Source organism: Candidatus Bipolaricaulota bacterium (assembly GCA_035528115.1).
In the GTDB taxonomy this organism is placed as follows: Bacteria; Patescibacteriota; Patescibacteriia; order UBA11705; family DATKZF01; genus DATKZF01.
The window spans coordinates 231,897-252,296 of sequence record DATKZF010000003.1; the positions used below are offsets into that span (position 1 = coordinate 231,897).

A 20,400-nucleotide genomic window follows, 5' to 3' on the forward strand; every position below is an offset into this window, starting at 1 on the left:
AGCTTCTATAATTGATTTAGTCCATAAAAAAATTCGAAGATATCTTCGAATTTTCAAAAATTTTTATAAAAAAACATTTAAAACCCATCGTAATCTCTCATTACCACTTGCGATTCTATCTGCTTCACCGTCTCAATAACCACGCTGACCACGATGAGCAAACTGGTGCCGCCGATCACGAGCGACGTCATGCCCGTGGCTTGCCTCATAACCAGCGGTAAAACCGCGATCACGCCCAAAAACAACGCGCCAATCAAAGTGATTCTTTTGATGGTATTGCTCAAATACATTTCAGTATGCTGACCGGGTCTGATGCCTGGAATAAAGCCGCCCTGTTTTTGCAAATTTTCCGCAATCTGTCCGGGATGGAAAATAACGGCGGTGTAAAAATAAGTGAAGCCGAAAACCAACAAGAAATAAAGCACTCCGTAAAAAAGCTGGTTTTGAAAAACATTGATTACGAACTGCGCCAAGTGAGCGATAAACTCGGTCTTGGCGTTGACAAAAAACTGAGCGACCATGGACGGAAACAATATCAAAGAAATCGCGAAAATAATCGGTATCACGCCGGCCTGATTTACTCGCAGCGGCAGATGAGTGCTCGAGCCTCCGTACATTTTCATGCCGCGAACGCGTCTGGCGTAAGACACCGGAATATTGCGCTGTCCTTCGGTAATTACCACCACGCCGATAATCGTAATCAAAGCGATGGCTACAAACACCACCAATGTCACCAAGTTCGATCGATCGAAATTAATCAATGTCTGTTGAATGATTTGAGGGATTCTGGAAACGATGCCGGCGAAAATTATCAATGAAATGCCGTTGCCGATTTTTTTATCGGAAATCAATTCGCCGATCCAGACCAAAAACATGGTGCCCGCCGATATGGTGATGATCATGGCGATGTATTGAAAAAGACTTTTATCCGCAATGATCTGTTGCGACGATTGTCCCAAAATTCGAATCATGGCGTACGCCTGCATTACCGCCAATGGGATGGTGGCAATCCTGGTGTACATGTTGATTTTCTGTCTGCCGACTTCTTCCTTTTGCATTTCTTCAAGCTTCGGCACGATCATGCCCAAAAGCTGAAAAATAATGGAAGCTGTAATGTACGGCGCCACGCCCATCATCACGATGGAAAAGTTTTCCATGCCGCCGCCCGAAAAAATATTCAACAATCCCAATATCTCATTGGAAGCGAAAAATTCTTTTAAGTTGGCGAGATTGATGCCGGGAATCGGAATATGCGCCGCGAATCTAAAAATGGCCAACATGACCAGCACGTACAAAATGCTGTTTCGCAAATCTTTTATTTTCCAAATCTGGGTCAATTTTTCCCACATAAAATAAGAATTTTCCGTCTGGTTATATTATAGCAGATATAATTACTTTTTTTCAGCTTTCTTGTCTGACGAAACCGGCCTGTCCTTCTTTGCGCTTTCGATGACGCCGCCGGCAGCCGCGATTTTTTCAGCCGCAGCCTTTGAAAAATGACAATCTTTGAATTGCAATTTCTTGGCGACTTTTCCGTCGGACAATATTTTAACGCCAAAAGACGCGTCTTTTATAAGATTCTTATCCGCCAATGTTACCGGAGTTACGAGCTCGCCTTCGTTAAATCTCTTTTCCAAATCGGTTAAATTTACATTTTGCATTTTGGGAAACTGGCTATGAAATCCTCGCAATTTCGGAATGGTAAGCAAACTTCTCTTAAAACCTTTGAGTTTAAGACCCTTTTTGCCGCCGGAACGGGATTTCTGCCCCTTTTGACCTCTGCCGGAATATGTGCCGTGACCGGAAGAATTACCTCGTCCGATTCTTTTCCTTTTTTTCCCATCAGCGGATTTAATTGTATGCAATTGTATTGGCATAATTATTTCTTGTTAACGTCTTTCTTCTCCTTTTTGGGCTGGTTGTCTTTGCCCTGAAATTTGGGTCTGCCGCTATTATATCTTCGATCTTCTCTCTGAGATCCGGGTTCCGTTTTTTTCTCAGCTTTTTTATCCATAGAAAGACCGGTGGTTTTAAAACTTTTCAACGCGAGCATGACCGCCTGCACATTTACCAATTTGTTTCTGGTGCCTAAAATCTTGGCCACCACGTTCGGCACTCCGGCCAATTCCAAAACCTGACGAATCACACTGCCGGCTTTAATGCCCGTGCCGGCCGGAGCCGGTTTTAACATTATTTTAGCGGCTTTGTATTTCACTCTGATTTCATGAGGGATCGTTTGATTTACAATAGGCACATCAATCAAAACTTTCTTGGCTTGCTCGACAGCCTTGTTAATAGCCACGGTAACATCAGCTCCCTTGGCGACTCCGGCTCCCACTTTGCCCCTGCCGTCGCCAATGGCAACCACGGCGCGAAATCTCATTCTCTTTCCGCCGGCCATGACGCGTGTAACCCTAGCCAAGTGTATCAACTGCTGGTTATACTCGCGATCTTCCCTTTTTTTTCTACTTTTCATCATAATGCTATGTAACTAATAACTTCTTAAAATTTCAAACCCGCGGCTCTCGCGCTTTCCGCCACAGCCTTAACTCTTCCATGATATTTGAATCCGCCGCGATCAAAAACAACTTGTTCTATTTTTTTCTTCAATGCCTCGGCCCCGACCTGCTCTCCCAATTTGGCCGCGCGTTCCGTTTTATTGCCTTTGATTTTTCGATCATCCAAGGCTAACAAAGTTTTTCCCGCCGTATCATCGATCAATTGAACATAACAATTCAACAGACTTTTATAAACCGCCAATCTCGGACATTTTGCCGTACCAAAAATCTTGGCGCGAACACGCCTTTGTCTGAAATATTTTCGTTGATTTTTTTTCTGTTCTTTGTTCATATGTTAAAATTCGGCTTTATTCGCCGGATTTGGCGGTCTTGCCGGCTTTTCGGATAATTACTTCATCCACATATTTAATGCCTTTGCCTTTATACGGTTCGGGCTTTCTGACTTTTCTGATATTGGCGGCCACTTCTCCGACCAATTGCTTATCAATGCCCGAAATGGTAATAACGTTACCATCTACTTTCGCATCAATGCCCTCGGGCAATTCGAATTCCACCGGATGAGAATAACCGACGTTTAAGGTCAGCTTCTTCCCCACGACATTGGCCTTGTAACCGACGCCATTGATCTCCATTTTTTTTTCAAACCCTTCCGTAACGCCAACAATCATATTATTCACCAAGCTTCGGTACAACCCCCAGAAAGCGTTTGACTTTTTCGCGTCACCGACGATTTTACAAACAAGCTCATTATCGGTTTTTTCAAATTTAATACTCTGATGAATTTCCTGAAACAATTCACCCTTTGGTCCCTTGACGCTGACTTTCGTTCCATCCAAACTGACTTGGACATTATTCGGGATCTCTATCGGTTTTTTACCAATTCTAGACATATTATATTAATAAATTTCACAAATCACTTCTCCTCCAACACCCGATTTTTTCGCTTTCCTGTTGGTCATGATGCCTTTGGATGTTGAAAGGATGGCAATTCCTAAATTATTTAAAACAATCGGCAACTTGTCTTTTCCCGCATAAACGCGTCGTCCGCTCTTGCTGATTCTTTGAATATGCCTTATCACCGACTTATTGTTATTATATTTCAATTTCAAAATCAGTTCCGGAAAAATTTCTTCCTTTTTTTTAACCTCTTCGATGAAACCTTCTTCAACCAAAATGTCAGCGATCGATTGCTTGATCTTTGAAAAAGGAATAACCACTTCAAGCTTTTTGACGGCTGAAGCGTTTCGAATTCTAGTTAACATGTCAGCGATAGGATCTGTCATATTTTAATAAATTTATAGATAAATATTTTACCAGCTACTTCTTGTAATTCCTGGGATTTCCCCTTTTTCCGCCAATTCACGGAAGCATATTCTACACAAATCGAAATCTCTCATGTAGCCCCTTTTTCGACCGCACTTCCAACATCTCCGAACTTTCCTGGTCGAAAATTTGGGTTTCTTGTTCGATTTTATTATTTGCGCTTTAGTAGCCATATTCTTTTATATTTTCAGATTAATTGGTCTTGTCTTCCTTGAAAGGAAATCCGAGCAATTTTAGCAATTCATGCCCTTCGGCATCATTTTTCGCAGTGGTGGAAATATTGATTTCCAATCCATGTATTTTATCTATTTCATCGGTTTTTATTTCCGGAAAAGCGATATGTTCTTTAAATCCGATCGCGTAATTGCCTCGGCCATCGAATTTGCCCGCATCAAGTCCTCGGAAATCCCTGACTCGCGGCAAAGTGACATTTACCAATTTTTCCACAAAATCATACATCCTCGGTCCACGCAAAGTCACTTTCACGCCGACCACCATGCCTTCTCTTATCTTAAAATTGGCGATTGATTTTTTAGCTTTGGTCTCCACCGGACGTTGGCCCGATATATTCAACAAAACCTTCTTAGCTGATTCCAAATAATCCGAATCTTTCAAGCCTTTGCTAATTCCAATATTGAGCGAGATTTTATCCAATCTCGGGACCTGCATATCATTTCCATAATTGAACTTCTTTTTCAACGCGGGAATGACCTTCTTTTTATATTGTTCTCTCAATCTATCCATAATATTAATCTATAGTTTCTTTACATTTTTTGCATATTCTAACCTTTTTGCTTTTACCTTCTTCGTTCTTGTTTACCGAAAAACCCACTCTGGTTGTTTTATTGCATTTCGAGCAAACCAACATAACATTGGAAATATCCATCGCGGCCGGCAATTCTATCTTCTGTCCCTTTTCTCCCATTTTCTTCGGTTTGACATGCTTAATTCTAATATTTAATCCTTCAACGACAATTTTTTCCGCCTCAGGCAAAACCTGCAAAACCTTTCCCTGATTGGCTTTGTATGTTTTCTCGCCCTTTTTAGTCTTTTTCAATCTATCCTTGCCGCAGACTATTTGGACTTTATCGCCTTTTTTTATCTTAATATTCATAATTAATAAATTAAGCTTTATAAAACCTCGGGCGCCAAAGATACTATCTTGGTAAAACCCTTCTTTCTTAATTCCCTGGCGACCGGTCCGAAAACACGGGTGCCTTTCAATTCTTTGGTTTTTTTATCAACAATAATTGCCGCGTTATCATCAAATCTGATATAAGTGCCGTCTTCTCTTTTCGTTTCTTTTCGCACTCGAACCAAAACCGCATGCAGCACGTCTCCCTTTTTCACCGAAGAGTGCGGTTTGGCTTCCTTGACCGAAACGGTGATAATATCTCCGAGTCGAGCGTATCTCTTCTTATATCCGCCAAGCACCTTAATGCACTGGAGTTTTTTGGCTCCGGTATTATCCGCTGACATTAACATTGCTCGATTTTGTATCATATTATTTCGCGGATTATTTTATCTTTTTAATCACGCGCCATTTTTTATCTTTACTCAAAGGTCGACATTCCTGAATTTCGACCACATCACCCGTCTTATACTGATTTTTCTCATCATGAGCTTTCAATTTATTGGTCAAAGTATATCTTTTCAGATATCTCGGGTGCATTTTGGATCTGGAAATCAAAACCACGACAGTCTTGTCCATTTTATCGCTGACAATCGTTCCTTGAAATTTTCGATAAATTTTCGGTTTTTTTTCTTCCATATTCAATTTGTTATTTCGCTTTTCTTTCTTTTAATATCGTAAAAATTTTAGCGATTTCTTTCTTTTTCTTTCTGACATCTCTGACGCTTTTCAATTGATCAATCGCCAATTTAAAATTCTGATCACGCAATTCATTCGTCAGCTCTTGATATTGCTCTCGCAATTGTTCATCAGATTTTGCTCGTAATTCGCTAATCTTCATATTCATTAATTATTTTTTCTCAACGAATTTCGTTATAACCGGCAATTTATGACCGGCAAGACGCATTGATTCGCGCGCCACTTCTCGCGATACCCCGGAAATTTCAAACATGACAGCGCCCGGTTTAACAATCACAACGAATTTTTCCGGAGCTCCTTTGCCGCCACCCATGGTGGACTGACTGCCTTTGGCCGTCACCGGTTTGTCCGGGAAAATTCTGATCCATACTTTTCCGCCTCGTTTGATATATCTGGTAATGGCTCTTCTCGCGGCTTCAATCTGCCTGGAATCTATCCAACATCCGGTGATTGCCTTTATTCCATAATCGCCAAAAGAAACTTCGGTCATCGAGGTGGCATGCGACTGCCTGTTTCTGCCTCGGCCCTTATGCCATTTTCTATGTTTTACTTTTTTCGGTAATAACATACTGGTTACCTTTTAATTTCTTTTGATGATTTATCAAACTTTTCTCCGCGGAATATCCAAACTTTAACGCCGATAACGCCGTAGGTCGTATGAGCTTCCTCAAGCGCGTAATCGATATCCGCTCGAATTGTGTGCAACGGCAATTTGCCTAACACCACCTTTTCGGTTCTGGCGATTTCCGCTCCGTTCAACCTGCCGGATACGATGATTTTCGCGCCCTTGGCTCCGGCCCGGTCGGTCTTTGACAACCCCTGCTTAATCGCTCGACGGAACGGGATTCTTCTTTCAATATCAAAGGCTATGCTTTGAGCTATCAAACAGGCATTCAAATTCGGCTGATTCACTTCCTTAATGATAATATTGATATTATCCTTTTCTTCAAAAAATCTTTTTTTCACGTCTTTTTTCAAATCTTCGATCCCCGCACCGCCCTTGCCGATAATTGTTCCCGGTCTGGCGGAAAACAAATAAATCTTTATCTCATTAGCCGATCTTTCAATCTCAATTCCAGCCAAAAACGATTCTCGAAGCTTTTTTCTCAAATACGATTTCACTTGGGTGTCTTGTTTCAGGAATTTTCGAAAATCATTGCCATTGGCAAACCAGCGAGAAGTCCAAGTCTTCACTTTATTGATCCGAAATATAATTGGATTTATCTTCTTTCCCATATATTATGTGCCTGATTTTCGATTAAATATTTTCTTTAAAAATCCCTTATCCTTCCTTGATCTTTTATCTTCATGTTGCTGATTGCGTCTTTTGCCCTTGCTTCTCACGTCAAATATTTCCTTGGATTCTTCCGGGTCATCGATTGCTTTCGCGGATTCAACGTTAATCTGTTTGGCCGGGATATCCGATTTCACCTGCTTTGGAGACACCTCAGACAACGCTTTCTCTTTTGCCTTTTTAACCTCAGGATTTTTCAAACTTTCCACCTTTTCAGCCAAAATCACGGAGATGTGACTTGTTCTTTTCATTATCGGGGTGGCGCGACCGAACGCTCGAGGTCTCCATCTTTTCGCCGTCGGCCCTTCATCCACTTTGATTTCTTTAATAAATAAATTATTTTTATCCAACTCAAAATTGTGTTCGGCGTTAGCTACAGCAGATTCCAATAACTTTTTTACCGGCATCGTCGCCGCTTTTTGCACAAATCGCAATTGCAACAAAGCCTCGGAGACATCCAAACCTCGCACCAAATTAACCACCAGTCTGGTTTTTCGTGGAGCTATTTTAATGAAATTTGCTTGTGCTTTCACTTCCATATATTTTTATTGATTATTTCCCGGTTTTTGCCTGTTCTTTGGCCATTCTGCCTCCATGACCCGGAAATTTTCTGGTTTGGGAAAATTCACCCAATTTATGGCCGACCATATCTTCGCTCACCGCCACTTCCACATGATCTCGTCCATTGTGCACTCCGAATTTAAAACCCACCATCTCAGGGGTAATCGTAGAGGCTCTGGCCCATGTTTTGATAACTTTATTGTCTTCCGGCTTTAGCTTCGAGACTTTTATCATGAGCTTTTCGTCTATATATGGTCCTTTTTTAAGACTTCTTGCCATATGGCTTATTACAATCTGTTAATGATAAACTTATTTCTTTCTCTTCTTGCGCCTTCTAAGTATCAAACGATCCGAAATATTCTTTTTCTTCCTGGTCTTAACGCCAAGAGCGGGCTTGCCCCACGGGGTCTTCGGATGCTTCAACCCGATCGGATTATGACCCTCGCCGCCGCCATGAGGATGATCCACGGGATTCATCGCTTTGCCTCTGACCGTCGGCTTGATGCCCATATGCCTCTTGCGACCAGCTTTGCCGATCTTGATATGCATGATATCGGGATTGCTGACCTGTCCTATAGTCGCCATACATTCTTTCGGCACCAATCTGACTTCTCCGGAAGGCAATCTAAGCTGAGCGTATTTCCCTTCAATAGCCATCAGCTTCGCGCTTTCTCCTGCCGCGCGAACCAAAGCGCCGCCGTGTCCCGGAACCAATTCTATATTATATACAAACAAACCAGCGGGTATTTTTTCAAGCGGCATGGCATTACCCGACTTGATTTCAGCGATTTTTTTTGAAGAGATTATTTTAACGCCCGTTTTTAACTCGGTAGGAGCAATGATGTATCTTTTTTCTCCGTCAGGATACACAATCAAAGCTATACGCGCGTTTCGGTTCGGATCATATTCTATCTCCCGCACATCTCCCTCTATATCAAATTTATCTCTTTTAAAATCTATTTGTCGGTAAAACCTTTTGTGACCGCCGCCTCGATGCCTAACCGTAATTCTGCCATACATGCCGCGACCCGCCTTTTTCTTGGTAATCGTCAACAATGATTTTTCGGATTTTCCGGTCGTGACATCAGCAAAATCATCCAATGTGAATTGGCGTCTGCCCGGGGTTGTTGGTTTTACTTTCTTTATTCCCATATTTAAACTCCTTCGTAAATTTCAATTTTATCGCCCGCGCTCAAAACCACAATGGCTTTCTTCCATGATTTTTTTCTGCCTTGACTTCTGCCATATCTGACTTTTTTGCCCGCAAAATTAGCGGTTTGCACCTTAACCGGCTTCACGCCGTAAACATGTTCTATTTTAGTGGCGATTTGCGCTTTATTGGCGCTCGTTGGCACGATGAAAAGATATTGATTCTTGGCTCCCAATTCCGTGGCCTTTTCAGTGATTAAAGGCTTTAACAAGCATCTGTACGCTTCAGAATCCATCTTCTTTGATATATTTTTAGATTTTTTGCCGATTGATTTGGCGACAACAACATCATTGGACGCTCCGTCTTTAGCGTCTTTTGTTTTTTCCGTTACTTTCTTTTCGCCTTTTAATTTTTTTAGTAAACCGGCCATATTAATTATTTATCGCTATTATTGTCAACGTCAGCTTTTGTTTCTTTGACAAACGTCTCAACAATGGCGCTGACGGAATCCGCGGTCATTAATAAATTTTTATATTTCAATAAATCGTACACATTGAGACTGTCCGCCCTCACCACTAAAGTCTTCGGAATATTATGGAATGCTCTGATCACGAGCTGATCGGTTTTTTCGATAACCACCAGCACGCTCTTGCTTAATTCCAAATTCTTCATGACCTCTGCCGCCTGCTTTGTTTTCGCGGCCTCAAAATCCAATCTATCCACCAGCTTCATAACGCCGCTTTCAAATCGATCCGTTAAAACCATGGCAATCGCTTTGCGTCGCACTTTCTTGTTTATTTTCTTTTCAAAATTGCGATCTCTGCTCGGACCGAAAGTCACTCCACCGCCGATCCAAATCGGTGATCTGTTGGAACCGTGTCTGGCGCGGCCGGTGCCTTTTTGCTTCCAAGGCTTTCTGCCTCCGCCGCGAACTTCAGCTTTGGTCTTGGCATGAGCCAAAACCTGACGGCCATTGCATCTTTGCGCGACCAACGCTTGATTGATCACTTCCGTCTTCGGTTCTATTCCAAAAATGGATTTTGGCAAATCAATGGTTTTGACTTCTTGTCCGGCTTTATTGTAAACCTTGGCTTTTAACATAATTATTTTTCTTCATTGGACTTAGTTTGCGTGGGTTGCTCAGCTGCCGGCTCATTGGCGACAGCGTCATTTCCAACGCTCTCGTTCGCCGGAGCGACCCCTTCATCAGCCGGAGCTTCGATTGGTTGTTCCTCAACCTTTTTTTCTTCAACTATTTTAAATTCTTGCTCATTGCTTAAAATGACCAGGCCATTTCTGGCTCCCGGCACGGATCCTTTTACAAATAATTCGTTTTTGTCCGCGTCAACGACTACAATCTGAACTCCGGCCAAACTGACCTGATCGTCACCCATATGGCCTCCCATTCTTGTTCCTTTGAAAACATGCGCCGGTCCGCCCGCACCGATAGATCCCGGCATTCTTAATTGATCTTTATGGCCGTGAGTCGCAGGTGATCCGCTAAAGCCGTGTCTTTTGACAACGCCTTGAAACCCTTTGCCCCTTGACACGCCGGTCATCCTTACCTTATCTCCTTTTTCAAAAATCGCGGCCTTGATTTCTTGGCCGACTTTAATATTATCCAAAATATTGTCATTTCCCATGACTCTAAATTCTTTCCTGAATTGATAAAAATTGGCCGAGCCAACACCTTTTAACAAATTGCTTTTCTTCCCTTTTTTCTTAGGTAAAAAAACCACCTGCACGGCTTTGTAGCCTTCTTTTTCCAGATTTTTGATGGCGGAAATATAACACGGGCCAGCTTGGATTCTGGTTACCGGCACTACCTTGCCATCTTCATAAACCTGAGTCATTTCTTTTTTTTGTCCTAAGATAAACTTCATATTTATAAAAAACACCGGACATAAAGTCCGGGTCATAAACTGACGTCGACTTTAGTCTGTAAATTGTACTTAACCCGATTATTAATTCTCCATCAGTAAAATTCTCTTCTCGATACTTCGCGATCGTTCGCGGTTATCGTGAAAAAAACAGAACCGATATGTTTTACATTTTGATCTCAACATCCACGCCCGCGGGCAAATTCAAGCTCATCAAGGCGTCCACTGTCTGCGGAGTCGGATTTAAAATATCAATCAATCGCTTATGCACTCTCATCTCGTATTGATCTCTGGCATCCTTATGAACAAAAGTTGATCTATTAACCGTGTACTTCTTCATTTCAACCGGCAAAGGAACAGGGCCACAAATAGTGGCTCCTGTTCTTTCTCCGGCTTCCATTATAGTTTTGGTTGCTTGATCAATAATTTTATGGTCGTATGCCTTTATCTTGATACGAATTCTAGAAGCGCTTTTCTCTTTTTCTTTCACTGCCATAAATTATTTAATGATTTTGGTCACCACGCCGGCGCCAATGGTTTTGCCACCTTCTCTGATAGCGAATCTTTGCTGTTCTTCAAGCGCAACAGGTACGATTAATTTAACATTGAAGGTAACGGTATCTCCGGGCATAACCATTTCAGTGCCCTCGGCCAAAGTCACTTCTCCGGTAACATCAGTGGTTCTGATATAAAACTGAGGCTTATATCCCTTGAAAAACGGTTTGTGTCTGCCTCCTTCATCTTTACTCAAGATATAAACTTCTCCGTCAAATTCAGTATGCGGGGTAACAGTACCGGGCTTGGCCAAAACTTGGCCCCTTTCAACATCTTCTTTCTTAATGCCTCGAAGCAAGATGCCCGCGTTGTCTCCGGCTCTGCCCTCATCCAATGTTTTTTTGAACATTTCAACTCCGGTAACGACGCTTTTTTGCGTGGGTTTCATACCGACGATTTCGATTTCCTCGTTAACTTTAACAATGCCTCTTTCGATTTTACCCGTAACTACCGTTCCTCGGCCTTCAATGGTAAAAATGTCTTCAATAGGCATCAAAAAGGGTTTATCGATATCTCTTTCCGGCACCGGAATATATTCATCTAAGGCCTTAATCAATTCAAGAATCGGCTTAATAGCTTCCTCGTCTGTTGGATTTTCCAAAGCCTTTAAAGCCGAGCCTCGGATAATCGGAGTTTCATCTCCGGGAAATTCATATTTTTTCAATAAATCTCTAACTTCTTCTTCCACCAAATCAATCAATTCTTTTTCCTCAACCATATCGCATTTATTCAAAAATACGATAATGTAAGGCACGCCCACCTGCCTGGCGAGCAAAATGTGCTCTCGAGTCTGAGGCATCGGGCCGTCCGTGGCCGAAACAACCAAAATCGCGCCATCCATCTGAGCCGCGCCGGTAATCATGTTTTTGACATAATCGGCGTGTCCCGGACAATCAACGTGAGCATAGTGTCTCTTATCCGACTCATACTCAACGTGAGCGGTGGCGATAGTAATACCTCTGGCTTTTTCTTCCGGCGCTTTGTCGATTTGATCAACGTTCAACTCTTCCGCGTTCATGCCTTTAGCATGCAATACTTTCAAAATAGCCGCGGTTAATGTGGTCTTACCATGATCAACGTGGCCGATGGTGCCCACGTTGACATGTGGTTTTGATCTATCAAATGTTACTGCCATGTGTTTATACTCTCCTTAAAGCGACACCTTTAAAAGGTTTGTGATCCAGCCGCTTTTTTACTTAATTATAATTAATAAAAGTATAAAAATTATACCTTAAACTTAAAAATATTGCAAGTTTTACGATTCCAGCGGCTCAAGGTAGAATTTTTCCTCGTTTTCTTCCTGATTTTCCGCGAAATCCGATATTTCTTCGTCTCCCGTCCAGTTATCACGCAAATCATCCTGTCCGACTTTCCATAACGCAATATCACGATTCATTCTATCCAATAATTCTTCCTGTGTCAAATCACGAATACCCGTATTTTCGCCAAGAATTCGCTGATATTCGCCGAGTGGCATGATCATCAAATTATTGCCGCTTTGAGCATCATAATATATGCATTTATCGCCCGTTTCCTGAATAAATTTAATGATTTTCTCTAAATTACGCATAATATTTGATTAATTATCCAAAACAACACTGACTTTTCCATTATTTCTGCTTTTCTCCAATAATTTTATCTAAAACATTCTTCGGGACTTCGGCATAATGGGAAAATTCCATGGAATAACTGGCTCTTCCTTGCGTAATAGATCTAAGCTCTGTGGCGTAACCGAACATTTCCGCCAATGGCACCGCAGCGCTAACCACCTTGATATTGGCCCTGTCTTTCATTTCATTTATTTGAGCTCTTTTGGAATTCAAGTCGCCCACCACATCTCCCATGAATTGTTCAGGCATCACTACCTCGACTTTCATGACCGGCTCAAGCAAAACCAAACCGGCTCTTTTTACCGCTTCCTGAAAAGCCATGGAGCCGGCAATCTTAAACGCCGCTTCGGACGAATCGACTTCATGAAAGGAACCGTCATAACAAGCGGTTCTGATATCGATCATCGGATAACCGGCTAAAACACCCCGGCCCATCGCTTCTTTAACTCCTTTGCCGATGGCGGGAATATATTCTCGGGGAATAACGCCTCCTTTAATTTCATCTTTGTATTCAAAACCTTGTCCGCGCTCCAATGGCTCGACTCTAAGCCAGCAATGTCCGTATTGACCGCGGCCTCCGGATTGTCTGACATATTTGCCTTCGGCTTCCGCGGTCTTTTTAATGGTTTCCTTGTAAGCGACCTGCGGCTGACCGATATTGGCCTCAACTTTGAATTCTCTCTTCATTCGATCGACCAATATTTCCAAATGCAATTCTCCCATGCCTGAAATGATGGTCTGCAAAGTATCTTCATCCGTATGAACCTTAAATGTCGGATCTTCTTCCGCCAATTTCTGCAAAGCAACGCCCATCTTTTCTTGATCGGATTTCGTTTTCGGCTCGATGGCCACTGAAATAACCGGCTCGGGAAAAACAATCGTTTCCAAAATGATCGGTCTTGATTCATCGCAAAGAGTATGGCCGGTAAAAGTATTTTTCAAACCGATGGCCGCGGCAATATCTCCGGAATAAACCTCTTCAATGTCTTCACGATGATTGGCGTGCATTCTGACAATGCGGCCGATGCGCTCTCGCGCTCCGGTAGTGGTATTCAATACGTACGAACCGCTTTTTAATATGCCGGAATAAACTCTGATAAAGCATAATTTTCCGACAAACGGATCCGTGGCGATTTTAAATGCCAAAGCCGCGAACGGCGCTTCATCGGACGGCGCGATCGCCACTTCCTTTTCAGGATCTTTCGCGTCCAAACCGTTAATCGCCGGCACTTCCAGCGGATTGGGCAAATACGCGACCACCGCGTCCAAAAGCAATTGCACGCCCTTATTTTTCAAAGCGCTGCCCACCAAAACCGGGACAATTTTATTATCTATGGTCGCTTTTCTCAATACTATCTTCAAATCCGCGGTGTCTATTTCGGAACCGCTGAGATATTTGTCCATTAACGCTTCGTCATTTTCAACAATCGCCTCAATTAATTTATTTTTCGCTTCTTTTGTTTTCTCTTTCATGTCATCCGGGATTTCCACTTCTTGTACATCAACACCCATATCATCATTGTATACGTAAGCTTTCATTTCCATGAGATCTATAACGCCCTTAAATGTCTCGGCCGCGCCGATCGGCAATTGGATCGGAAAAGCGTTTTTCGTCAATCGTTCGTGAATTGATCTGACATCAGCTTCAAAATCAGCGCCCATTCTGTCCATTTTATTGATGAACGCCAATCTGGGCACATTATATTTATCAGCTTGATGCCAAACGGTTTCCGATTGCGGCTCCACACCGGCCACGCCGTCGAAGACCACAACCCCGCCGTCCAAAACGCGCAAGGAACGTTCCACCTCCGCGGTAAAATCGACGTGTCCGGGAGTATCGATAATATTTATTCGGCAATCTTTCCAAAAACAAGTGGTGGCCGCCGAAGTGATGGTAATGCCTCTTTCTCTTTCCTGTTCCATCCAATCCATTTCGGCCGCGCCTTCATGAACCTCTCCGATTTTATGTTTTTTCCCCGTGTAAAATAAAATACGCTCGGAAACTGTGGTTTTCCCAGCATCAATATGAGCGATAATCCCAATATTTCTGGTTTTTTCCAATGTATATTCTCTGGGCATAATGCAATATCAAATATAAAAATTTAGAGCAGGTTTTATTTTTTATCTCGCGAAATGAGCAAAGGCTCTATTAGCCTCCGCCATTCTTTGAACGTCCATTTTTTTCTTGATGGCGTCTCCTTCATTTTTTAAAGCCGCCAAAAGCTCGTCAGCCAATCTGTCGGCCATGGGTCTGCCTTTTTTATTTCTCGCGGATTCAATAATCCATCTGAAAGCCAAAGCATAACGCCTCTCTCCTCTGACCGGATATGGCACTTGATAATTTCCGCCGCCGATTCTTTTGCCTCGGACTTCAACCTGCGGCATAATATTTTTTATGGCCATGTCGAAAACATCCAATGAATTTTTCTGCGCGGCATCGACTTGACCCTTTTTGATTTTTTCTTCGATTATATCAAAACTTTTATAAACGACCTGCTCGGCCGTGGATTTTTTTCCGTCGCTCATGATGTAATTTATAAACTTGCCCACGACAGGACTGCCGTGCTTTACATCGGATTTGATTTTCCTTTTTGGTGCTCGTTTACCTCTCATAAAATATCGCCCTGCTATTAGTTATTCAAATTGGATTATTTGACCATTTTCGCCCCATATTTCGAGCGACTCTGCTTTCTGCCTTCAACGCCTCCGGAATCGTAAACACCGCGCAAAATATGATACCTGACGCCCGGAAGATCTTTTACTCTGCCGCCTCGAAGCAAGACGATCGAATGCTCCTGCAAATTGTGTTTTTCGCCCGGAATGTAAGCGGTGACTTCCATGCCGTTCGAAAGCCTGACACGAGCGATTTTTCGCATGGCCGAGTTAGGTTTTTTCGGGGTCATGGTGGTCACTTTCAAGCATACGCCTCGTTTGAACGGCGCGCCTTTGGACAAAACAGTTCTTCTTCTTTTCAAGGTATTAAAAACAGTCAAAAGCGCCGGGGTTTTTGACTTTTGAAGTTTTGTCGGTCGTTTTTTCGATTTAACTAATTGACTGATTCTGGCCATATTTTTATTACGTGATATACCTGCCTGCCGGTAGGCAGGCAAGATTTTTCTACAAGATATTACGAGATTATAAGATTCCTCATCTTGTGCCATCTTGTATTAATATCTCGTACATCTTGTAACTAATACAGATAAAAAACAGAGTAATCAATTACCCTATAAAAATTATAACTAACAAGAATTTAGCACGCCATTAAATAATAGTCAAGGTTTTTATTGATTTTTAGACAAATTTCACGACGAGGAAACAATTTGAGAAAATAGCTTGTTTACGTCCGCATTTTTAGCTAATTTTAGACAAAATATTAGAAATCAAATCAAATTCAAACAAAGACAATCCCCACCTTATTCACATTATTAAAAAAACACGCGATATACGCCTTCAATAATAAAAGTGAATAAACCGCTAAAAATATTAATGTCCAAAATAAAATCCAAAAAGATCAAGGCCATTAAGAGCAATGGGCCTTTTTGGCTCAGCAACAATTTAATATGATTATATTTGGGAGCGCGCAAAACAGAAAATAAAACCTTTGAACCGTCGAGCGGAGGAATGGGAATTAAATTGAAAACCATTAAAACGATATTTATAATTATCAGTAAATTCAAAAACTCGATCAGCAAATTCCCTTCGGGCAAAACATTATAAACGAGCAACAATTTCAAAATGGCGCCGGAAATCAAAATCAAGATCAAATTGGAGGCCGGCCCGGCTAACGAAATCAAGGCCTCTCCCCATCTTTTGTTTTTCAAATTATAAGGATTGAACGGCACCGGCTTGCCCCAACCAAAGCCGATAAAAAGCAGCAACAAAAAACCGATGCCGCTCAAATGAGCCAATGGATTGAGGGTCAATCGCCCGTTGGCTTTGGCCGTATTGTCGCCCTGCCAAGTTCCGGCCAAAGCATGGCTGAATTCATGAATGGTGATGGCGATAATAATGGCTATGAGCCAAGCGAAAAACATCGCGGGTTGTTGAAATAATAATGAAATAATCATAACAAGTTACGAATTATTACCGCTAATTAGCTTGCCTTGGCGTTATATTTGTTACGAATATCGGTAATGGATGATGAGAAATTAGAAACTGGAAATTGGGGTTGGAAGCTGGGAAACCGGGGATGGAGAAATCTATTCCGAAGAATTAGGAAAAGATCTCTCCGCTTCGTCATCCTTCGCCGCGGCTTCGGACGACTTCCTGCCTGCCGGCAGGCAGGCGGTCGAGATGACAACAGCGTCGGCCTTGTTTCTCTATTTTTCTGTCTCATGTTCTTTTGTTTCATGCTTAATGATCCATGATACGTGTTATGTGATACGTGCTATGTGTTCCGTGTTTCATGATCAAGACTTGATTTATTTTAACATACATGTTAAACTATTTCCATAATTCAGTAATTAACTAACGTCACTATAATATGAAATCTTGCGAAATTTGCGGCAAAGGGCCGAAAAAAATGATTAAAAGAAGCCATTCCATGCAAGCGACGAAAACCTGGCAATATCCCAATTTGCAATCGAAAAAAATAGACGGTAAAAAAGTCACGCTTTGCACCAGCTGCTTGAGCAGGAGAGCCAAAAACGCCAAGTAAAAATTTTAGAAAAACTTAAAGCCCGCAAGGGCTTTTTTTGTTTTACTTTTAAAACAAAAAAACCGCCGTAAAAGGCGATGATTTTTAAATCTTTTTTTGGTGCCGGAGAGAGGACTCGAACCTCCATGGACTTGCGCCCACAGCGACCTGAACGCTGCGTGTATACCAATTTCACCACTCCGGCCTACGCTTTCGCGCTGCTCAAGCTTCGGCCGGTCTTCGACTCCGAGGGCGACAATTTCGTCGCTCAGACTCGAGGAGCAGGCCGACTAAAGCTTGAAAAATTATTATAACAATCCTGTCTTCGATCCCCAAAATGTCTAACAAGCGAAATGGCCTGCCATCCGAAGCTCCAACGAGCGGAGCGAGGAGGAGCGAAGGATGGTGGACTTGAGGGGATTCGGACCCCTGACCTCTGCGATGCGAACGCAGCGCTCTACCAACTGAGCTACAAGCCCGAAATAATAAACCTCGCAACTGCCTGCCCGCCAAAACTTCAAATAAGCCTACAAGTGGCGGGCCTGCCCGCCGAAGCTCGAAGAGCGTAGGCGGGAGCTACAAGCCCTTGGGTCACATAGCACGTATCATGAAACATGAAACATGAAGCATGGGGCATGGGGCATTAAACAACATGCCGACTCATTATAGCCGATTTTTAAAATTTTTCCAAGGGGTTCTAATTCAACCGCCAAATTTGATAAGCCAAGTAAGTGGCGAACGATACCCAAATAAAATAAGGTATAAGAAGCGCTGAGACTATTTTGAATTTTTTCCAAAAAATGATGATCAAGGCCAAAGTGGTCAAATTCAAAACAAGCATCTCAATAATGGACCAGCCGATTTGATGCCAAGTAAAAAAAATCAAAGTCCAAGCCGCGTTCAAAATCGCGTTTGAAGAAAACAGCGCCAATATTTTAAACGGAATTTTTTTTACATAAACTTTATTCCAAACCAGCAAAGCGGAAGCTGTTCCCAAAACATAAATAATCGTCCAAGCCGCGCCGATCAAAGATCCGGCCGGCGCGATTTTCGGCAAAGTCAAAGAATCATACCAATTCATTCCTTGGCCGGTAAAAAAAGAACCGAGCAAAGCCGCGGCCAAAACAACCAGCGGGATCGCGAGGTAATTAACTTTTATTTTCATAAAGATTCTTCAGTTTGATGAATTGCTTTAATTTTTTCACGGCCAAACCGCGATGACTCAAAGCGTTTTTTTCTTCATCCGTCATTTCCGCGAAAGTCGTTTCATAATCCGCGGGCGCGAAAATCAAATCATACGGCAAGCCCGGCCTTGGATCGCCTTTCGCCTGCTCAACGATCTCGCCATCCACTCGGCCATCAAATGTCCATTCCTGGCCGTCCGAAGAAACCAAAGCAACCACGCATTCGAAATGAGCCGAGCGCTCCCCGACCGGAACATTGATCAATTGATTGAGCGCGTATTCGAATAAGCGATCGTGAGGAGTTTCTCCGTCTCCCCAACGCGCGGAATGAATGCCCGGCTGGCCATTGAGCGCGTCAATGCATAACCCGGAATCGTCGCCGATCGCCCACTCGCCCGTTTTTTCCGCGGCGAATCGAGCTTTTTTTAACGCATTTTCAGCGAATGTTTTGCCGTCTTCGACAATATCTTCACTAACCCCGGCGTCAGTCAAACTGACGATTTCCAAATTGGGATCATTAATCATCTCATTGAATTCTTTGACTTTGCCCGCGTTTTTCGTAGCGAAAATCAATTTCATATTTTTTTTATTTATTTTCCGACATAATCGATTCTGTAAATAACTCCGGCTTTGTCATCGGAAACGAACATGGCGCCCAAATTGTGAATGGCAATATCAACCGGCCGACCCAAAGCTTCATCGCCGGTCAACCAGCCGGTGATAAAATCTTCTGTTTCCAAATAATTTCCTTCAGCGTCGAATTTGACCCTGACGATTTTATAGCCGGTCGGCACTGTGCGATTCCACGACCCGTGGTAAGCGACCAACAAATCATTTTCATATTCCTTTGGCCAGGACGCGGTGGGCACAAATGATATGCCAAGCGGCGCCGAATGAGCAGGAATTTCCACGACAGGACTTTGAGTCGAAGCGCAAAAAGATTTTTTGGCGCCGGTCTCGTCAAAATTCGCGTCATTTACTTTATCGCCGTAACAATACGGCCAACCGTAATTTTTACCCTGAACTATTTCATTGATTTCATCCGGCGGCAATTCATCGCCCAAGTTATCGCGACCCATTTCCGTGGCGAATAATTTTCCGGTCAACGGACTGATGGCCATAAAGACCGAATTTCTCAAACCGGAAGCGTAGGGTCTCAAATTCGAGCCGTCCGCATCGACAATCAAAATCGAGGCTCGGCGCCAATCGTCTTCCACGCAAGTGTCGCAAGAAGAACCGACCGAAATCAATAACTTGTCTTTATTCAAAAATTTAAGAGTGCGCGTCCAATGCTCGCCGTCGCCGGGCAAATCGATCAATTTTTCTTGATTGGTCGCGGTCATGGTGTCCGAATCATAATCGAAAACGGAAACCTTGTCCGTCTCGGCCACATAAAGCCGACAATCGTTGACGCATCTTATGGCCAAGCCGTGCGGCTGATTCAAATTCTCGGCCACCACAATCTGCTCATCAGCTTTTCTGTCCCCATCTTTGTCCGGCAGAGCTACCACTTTGCCTTCTTGCGGCAAACTGACCAACACATTGCTTTTCATGTCAAAAAGAATGACTCTCGGCTGATTCAAATCCTTGGCGAACACGGTGATGCTAAAACCATCTGGCACGCTGAGCGGCAAGTCGGTGTCATTGGCGGCAATATCATACGGAGCGTCAAGAAACGCCGGAGCGAGCCCGCGATAATATTTGCGGTACACAAACCCGACCGCGATCAGCGCCAAAACCGCTATTGCGGCGATAATTATCAAAACCAAATTTTTTCTCTTCATAAAAAAATTAAATTAATTCATCTATCTATCATTCTTCCATTTTTTGGGTGGATTTGTCAAAAATCAAAAGAGT

At 42.8% G+C, this 20,400-nt stretch carries 30 protein-coding genes, 2 tRNA genes and 1 pseudogene; 1 reads left to right on the plus strand and 32 read right to left on the minus strand.

Going from position 1 to position 20,400, the window contains the following annotated elements:
- Positions 1 to 77 precede the first annotated feature (77 nt).
- From secY to VMX18_03205, 27 genes and pseudogenes are all read right to left on the minus strand, one after another.
- The gene (gene secY / locus VMX18_03075; GenBank protein ID HUT22363.1) at positions 78 to 1,349 is read right to left on the minus strand and encodes a preprotein translocase subunit SecY; all 1,272 of its coding nucleotides are present in this window, start codon (positions 1,347 to 1,349) and stop codon (positions 78 to 80) included.
- Between the two features lie 42 nt (positions 1,350 to 1,391).
- A complete protein-coding gene (rplO, locus tag VMX18_03080) occupies positions 1,392 to 1,871 on the minus strand; it encodes a 50S ribosomal protein L15 (GenBank protein ID HUT22364.1) in 480 nt (159 codons plus the stop codon).
- 8 nt (positions 1,872 to 1,879) lie between these two features.
- Positions 1,880 to 2,479: a 30S ribosomal protein S5 gene (locus VMX18_03085; protein HUT22365.1), complete on the minus strand. Its 600-nt coding sequence runs from the start codon at positions 2,477 to 2,479 to the stop codon at positions 1,880 to 1,882.
- A gap of 23 nt (positions 2,480 to 2,502) precedes the next feature.
- Positions 2,503 to 2,850 carry a 50S ribosomal protein L18 gene (gene rplR / locus VMX18_03090; protein HUT22366.1) on the minus strand — a complete coding sequence of 116 codons (348 nt, stop codon included), beginning with the start codon at positions 2,848 to 2,850 and terminating at the stop codon, positions 2,503 to 2,505.
- A 16-nt stretch (positions 2,851 to 2,866) separates the two neighbouring features.
- A complete protein-coding gene (gene rplF / locus VMX18_03095; GenBank protein ID HUT22367.1) occupies positions 2,867 to 3,409 on the minus strand; it encodes a 50S ribosomal protein L6 in 543 nt (180 codons plus the stop codon).
- Positions 3,410 to 3,415: 6 nt separating this feature from the next.
- The gene (gene rpsH / locus VMX18_03100; GenBank protein ID HUT22368.1) at positions 3,416 to 3,802 is read right to left on the minus strand and encodes a 30S ribosomal protein S8; all 387 of its coding nucleotides are present in this window, start codon (positions 3,800 to 3,802) and stop codon (positions 3,416 to 3,418) included.
- Positions 3,803 to 3,829: 27 nt separating this feature from the next.
- Entirely contained in the window at positions 3,830 to 4,015 is a 186-nt protein-coding gene (locus VMX18_03105; GenBank protein ID HUT22369.1) for a type Z 30S ribosomal protein S14, read from the minus strand.
- A gap of 19 nt (positions 4,016 to 4,034) precedes the next feature.
- Positions 4,035 to 4,586 (minus strand): 50S ribosomal protein L5, encoded by a 552-nt coding sequence (rplE, locus tag VMX18_03110; protein ID HUT22370.1) that lies wholly within the window; start codon positions 4,584 to 4,586, stop codon positions 4,035 to 4,037.
- A gap of 4 nt (positions 4,587 to 4,590) precedes the next feature.
- On the minus strand, positions 4,591 to 4,956 hold the full coding sequence (gene rplX, locus VMX18_03115) for a 50S ribosomal protein L24 (GenBank protein ID HUT22371.1): 366 nt from the start codon (positions 4,954 to 4,956) through the stop codon (positions 4,591 to 4,593).
- Between the two features lie 17 nt (positions 4,957 to 4,973).
- Complete coding sequence (gene rplN, locus VMX18_03120; protein HUT22372.1) at positions 4,974 to 5,345, minus strand: 50S ribosomal protein L14; 372 nt, start codon at positions 5,343 to 5,345, stop codon at positions 4,974 to 4,976.
- Between the two features lie 13 nt (positions 5,346 to 5,358).
- Entirely contained in the window at positions 5,359 to 5,613 is a 255-nt protein-coding gene (gene rpsQ, locus VMX18_03125) for a 30S ribosomal protein S17 (GenBank protein HUT22373.1), read from the minus strand.
- A gap of 10 nt (positions 5,614 to 5,623) precedes the next feature.
- Positions 5,624 to 5,815, minus strand: a complete 192-nt coding sequence (rpmC, locus tag VMX18_03130; GenBank protein ID HUT22374.1) for a 50S ribosomal protein L29 — start codon at positions 5,813 to 5,815, stop codon at positions 5,624 to 5,626.
- 9 nt (positions 5,816 to 5,824) lie between these two features.
- Entirely contained in the window at positions 5,825 to 6,241 is a 417-nt protein-coding gene (rplP, locus tag VMX18_03135; GenBank protein ID HUT22375.1) for a 50S ribosomal protein L16, read from the minus strand.
- 5 nt (positions 6,242 to 6,246) lie between these two features.
- The gene (gene rpsC, locus VMX18_03140; protein ID HUT22376.1) at positions 6,247 to 6,909 is read right to left on the minus strand and encodes a 30S ribosomal protein S3; all 663 of its coding nucleotides are present in this window, start codon (positions 6,907 to 6,909) and stop codon (positions 6,247 to 6,249) included.
- Between the two features lie 261 nt (positions 6,910 to 7,170).
- Positions 7,171 to 7,506, minus strand: a pseudogene (gene rplV, locus VMX18_03145) (50S ribosomal protein L22).
- 13 nt (positions 7,507 to 7,519) lie between these two features.
- Complete coding sequence (gene rpsS / locus VMX18_03150) at positions 7,520 to 7,807, minus strand: 30S ribosomal protein S19 (GenBank protein ID HUT22377.1); 288 nt, start codon at positions 7,805 to 7,807, stop codon at positions 7,520 to 7,522.
- Between the two features lie 30 nt (positions 7,808 to 7,837).
- Positions 7,838 to 8,680 carry a 50S ribosomal protein L2 gene (rplB, locus tag VMX18_03155; protein HUT22378.1) on the minus strand — a complete coding sequence of 281 codons (843 nt, stop codon included), beginning with the start codon at positions 8,678 to 8,680 and terminating at the stop codon, positions 7,838 to 7,840.
- Between the two features lie 2 nt (positions 8,681 to 8,682).
- Positions 8,683 to 9,108: a 50S ribosomal protein L23 gene (gene rplW / locus VMX18_03160; GenBank protein ID HUT22379.1), complete on the minus strand. Its 426-nt coding sequence runs from the start codon at positions 9,106 to 9,108 to the stop codon at positions 8,683 to 8,685.
- A gap of 5 nt (positions 9,109 to 9,113) precedes the next feature.
- Positions 9,114 to 9,779: a 50S ribosomal protein L4 gene (gene rplD, locus VMX18_03165; GenBank protein ID HUT22380.1), complete on the minus strand. Its 666-nt coding sequence runs from the start codon at positions 9,777 to 9,779 to the stop codon at positions 9,114 to 9,116.
- A 2-nt stretch (positions 9,780 to 9,781) separates the two neighbouring features.
- On the minus strand, positions 9,782 to 10,561 hold the full coding sequence (gene rplC, locus VMX18_03170; protein HUT22381.1) for a 50S ribosomal protein L3: 780 nt from the start codon (positions 10,559 to 10,561) through the stop codon (positions 9,782 to 9,784).
- A 163-nt stretch (positions 10,562 to 10,724) separates the two neighbouring features.
- Entirely contained in the window at positions 10,725 to 11,054 is a 330-nt protein-coding gene (gene rpsJ, locus VMX18_03175; GenBank protein ID HUT22382.1) for a 30S ribosomal protein S10, read from the minus strand.
- Positions 11,055 to 11,057: 3 nt separating this feature from the next.
- Positions 11,058 to 12,248, minus strand: a complete 1,191-nt coding sequence (tuf, locus tag VMX18_03180; protein ID HUT22383.1) for an elongation factor Tu — start codon at positions 12,246 to 12,248, stop codon at positions 11,058 to 11,060.
- Between the two features lie 120 nt (positions 12,249 to 12,368).
- The gene (locus VMX18_03185) at positions 12,369 to 12,683 is read right to left on the minus strand and encodes a hypothetical protein (GenBank protein HUT22384.1); all 315 of its coding nucleotides are present in this window, start codon (positions 12,681 to 12,683) and stop codon (positions 12,369 to 12,371) included.
- Between the two features lie 40 nt (positions 12,684 to 12,723).
- The gene (fusA, locus tag VMX18_03190) at positions 12,724 to 14,802 is read right to left on the minus strand and encodes an elongation factor G (GenBank protein ID HUT22385.1); all 2,079 of its coding nucleotides are present in this window, start codon (positions 14,800 to 14,802) and stop codon (positions 12,724 to 12,726) included.
- 42 nt (positions 14,803 to 14,844) lie between these two features.
- Entirely contained in the window at positions 14,845 to 15,336 is a 492-nt protein-coding gene (gene rpsG / locus VMX18_03195) for a 30S ribosomal protein S7 (protein HUT22386.1), read from the minus strand.
- 35 nt (positions 15,337 to 15,371) lie between these two features.
- Positions 15,372 to 15,791, minus strand: a complete 420-nt coding sequence (gene rpsL, locus VMX18_03200; GenBank protein ID HUT22387.1) for a 30S ribosomal protein S12 — start codon at positions 15,789 to 15,791, stop codon at positions 15,372 to 15,374.
- Between the two features lie 357 nt (positions 15,792 to 16,148).
- Positions 16,149 to 16,790 carry a site-2 protease family protein gene (locus tag VMX18_03205; GenBank protein ID HUT22388.1) on the minus strand — a complete coding sequence of 214 codons (642 nt, stop codon included), beginning with the start codon at positions 16,788 to 16,790 and terminating at the stop codon, positions 16,149 to 16,151.
- Between the two features lie 416 nt (positions 16,791 to 17,206).
- Between VMX18_03205 and VMX18_03210 the strand changes: the two genes are divergently transcribed.
- A complete protein-coding gene (locus tag VMX18_03210) occupies positions 17,207 to 17,380 on the plus strand; it encodes a bL28 family ribosomal protein (protein ID HUT22389.1) in 174 nt (57 codons plus the stop codon).
- A gap of 97 nt (positions 17,381 to 17,477) precedes the next feature.
- Here the strand turns inward: VMX18_03210 and VMX18_03215 are convergent.
- The 5 genes from VMX18_03215 to VMX18_03235 all read right to left on the minus strand — a co-directional run bounded on the left by VMX18_03215 (position 17,478) and on the right by VMX18_03235 (position 20,327).
- Positions 17,478 to 17,564, minus strand: a tRNA-Leu gene (locus VMX18_03215).
- Positions 17,565 to 17,762: 198 nt separating this feature from the next.
- A tRNA-Ala gene (locus VMX18_03220) sits at positions 17,763 to 17,838 on the minus strand.
- Between the two features lie 218 nt (positions 17,839 to 18,056).
- Positions 18,057 to 18,524 (minus strand): TspO/MBR family protein, encoded by a 468-nt coding sequence (locus tag VMX18_03225; protein HUT22390.1) that lies wholly within the window; start codon positions 18,522 to 18,524, stop codon positions 18,057 to 18,059.
- Positions 18,508 to 19,122: an RdgB/HAM1 family non-canonical purine NTP pyrophosphatase gene (rdgB, locus tag VMX18_03230; GenBank protein ID HUT22391.1), complete on the minus strand. Its 615-nt coding sequence runs from the start codon at positions 19,120 to 19,122 to the stop codon at positions 18,508 to 18,510. Before rdgB ends, VMX18_03225 begins: the two co-directional genes overlap by 17 nt.
- 11 nt (positions 19,123 to 19,133) lie before the next feature.
- Complete coding sequence (locus VMX18_03235; GenBank protein ID HUT22392.1) at positions 19,134 to 20,327, minus strand: PQQ-dependent sugar dehydrogenase; 1,194 nt, start codon at positions 20,325 to 20,327, stop codon at positions 19,134 to 19,136.
- Between the last annotated feature and the right edge of the window lie 73 nt (positions 20,328 to 20,400).

Coding starts and splice junctions, on each gene's coding strand:
- rplC (HUT22381.1), bottom strand. CDS start 10,561: ATGAAGTTTATCTTAGGACAAAAAAAAGAAATGACTCAGGTTTATGAA.
- secY (HUT22363.1), bottom strand. CDS start 1,349: ATGTGGGAAAAATTGACCCAGATTTGGAAAATAAAAGATTTGCGAAAC.
- rplF (HUT22367.1), bottom strand. CDS start 3,409: ATGTCTAGAATTGGTAAAAAACCGATAGAGATCCCGAATAATGTCCAA.
- rplR (HUT22366.1), bottom strand. CDS start 2,850: ATGAACAAAGAACAGAAAAAAAATCAACGAAAATATTTCAGACAAAGG.
- rpmC (HUT22374.1), bottom strand. CDS start 5,815: ATGAAGATTAGCGAATTACGAGCAAAATCTGATGAACAATTGCGAGAG.
- rpsJ (HUT22382.1), bottom strand. CDS start 11,054: ATGGCAGTGAAAGAAAAAGAGAAAAGCGCTTCTAGAATTCGTATCAAG.
- rpsG (HUT22386.1), bottom strand. CDS start 15,336: ATGAGAGGTAAACGAGCACCAAAAAGGAAAATCAAATCCGATGTAAAG.
- fusA (HUT22385.1), bottom strand. CDS start 14,802: ATGCCCAGAGAATATACATTGGAAAAAACCAGAAATATTGGGATTATC.
- VMX18_03105 (HUT22369.1), bottom strand. CDS start 4,015: ATGGCTACTAAAGCGCAAATAATAAAATCGAACAAGAAACCCAAATTT.
- rpsL (HUT22387.1), bottom strand. CDS start 15,791: ATGGCCAGAATCAGTCAATTAGTTAAATCGAAAAAACGACCGACAAAA.
- VMX18_03225 (HUT22390.1), bottom strand. CDS start 18,524: ATGAAAATAAAAGTTAATTACCTCGCGATCCCGCTGGTTGTTTTGGCC.
- rpsQ (HUT22373.1), bottom strand. CDS start 5,613: ATGGAAGAAAAAAAACCGAAAATTTATCGAAAATTTCAAGGAACGATT.
- VMX18_03185 (HUT22384.1), bottom strand. CDS start 12,683: ATGCGTAATTTAGAGAAAATCATTAAATTTATTCAGGAAACGGGCGAT.
- rpsS (HUT22377.1), bottom strand. CDS start 7,807: ATGGCAAGAAGTCTTAAAAAAGGACCATATATAGACGAAAAGCTCATG.
- rplE (HUT22370.1), bottom strand. CDS start 4,586: ATGGATAGATTGAGAGAACAATATAAAAAGAAGGTCATTCCCGCGTTG.
- rplN (HUT22372.1), bottom strand. CDS start 5,345: ATGATACAAAATCGAGCAATGTTAATGTCAGCGGATAATACCGGAGCC.
- rplD (HUT22380.1), bottom strand. CDS start 9,779: ATGTTAAAAGCCAAGGTTTACAATAAAGCCGGACAAGAAGTCAAAACC.
- rdgB (HUT22391.1), bottom strand. CDS start 19,122: ATGAAATTGATTTTCGCTACGAAAAACGCGGGCAAAGTCAAAGAATTC.
- rpsC (HUT22376.1), bottom strand. CDS start 6,909: ATGGGAAAGAAGATAAATCCAATTATATTTCGGATCAATAAAGTGAAG.
- rplX (HUT22371.1), bottom strand. CDS start 4,956: ATGAATATTAAGATAAAAAAAGGCGATAAAGTCCAAATAGTCTGCGGC.
- VMX18_03235 (HUT22392.1), bottom strand. CDS start 20,327: ATGAAGAGAAAAAATTTGGTTTTGATAATTATCGCCGCAATAGCGGTT.
- VMX18_03205 (HUT22388.1), bottom strand. CDS start 16,790: ATGATTATTTCATTATTATTTCAACAACCCGCGATGTTTTTCGCTTGG.
- VMX18_03210 (HUT22389.1), top strand. CDS start 17,207: ATGAAATCTTGCGAAATTTGCGGCAAAGGGCCGAAAAAAATGATTAAA.
- rplP (HUT22375.1), bottom strand. CDS start 6,241: ATGTTATTACCGAAAAAAGTAAAACATAGAAAATGGCATAAGGGCCGA.
- rplW (HUT22379.1), bottom strand. CDS start 9,108: ATGGCCGGTTTACTAAAAAAATTAAAAGGCGAAAAGAAAGTAACGGAA.
- rplB (HUT22378.1), bottom strand. CDS start 8,680: ATGGGAATAAAGAAAGTAAAACCAACAACCCCGGGCAGACGCCAATTC.
- tuf (HUT22383.1), bottom strand. CDS start 12,248: ATGGCAGTAACATTTGATAGATCAAAACCACATGTCAACGTGGGCACC.
- rpsH (HUT22368.1), bottom strand. CDS start 3,802: ATGACAGATCCTATCGCTGACATGTTAACTAGAATTCGAAACGCTTCA.
- VMX18_03085 (HUT22365.1), bottom strand. CDS start 2,479: ATGATGAAAAGTAGAAAAAAAAGGGAAGATCGCGAGTATAACCAGCAG.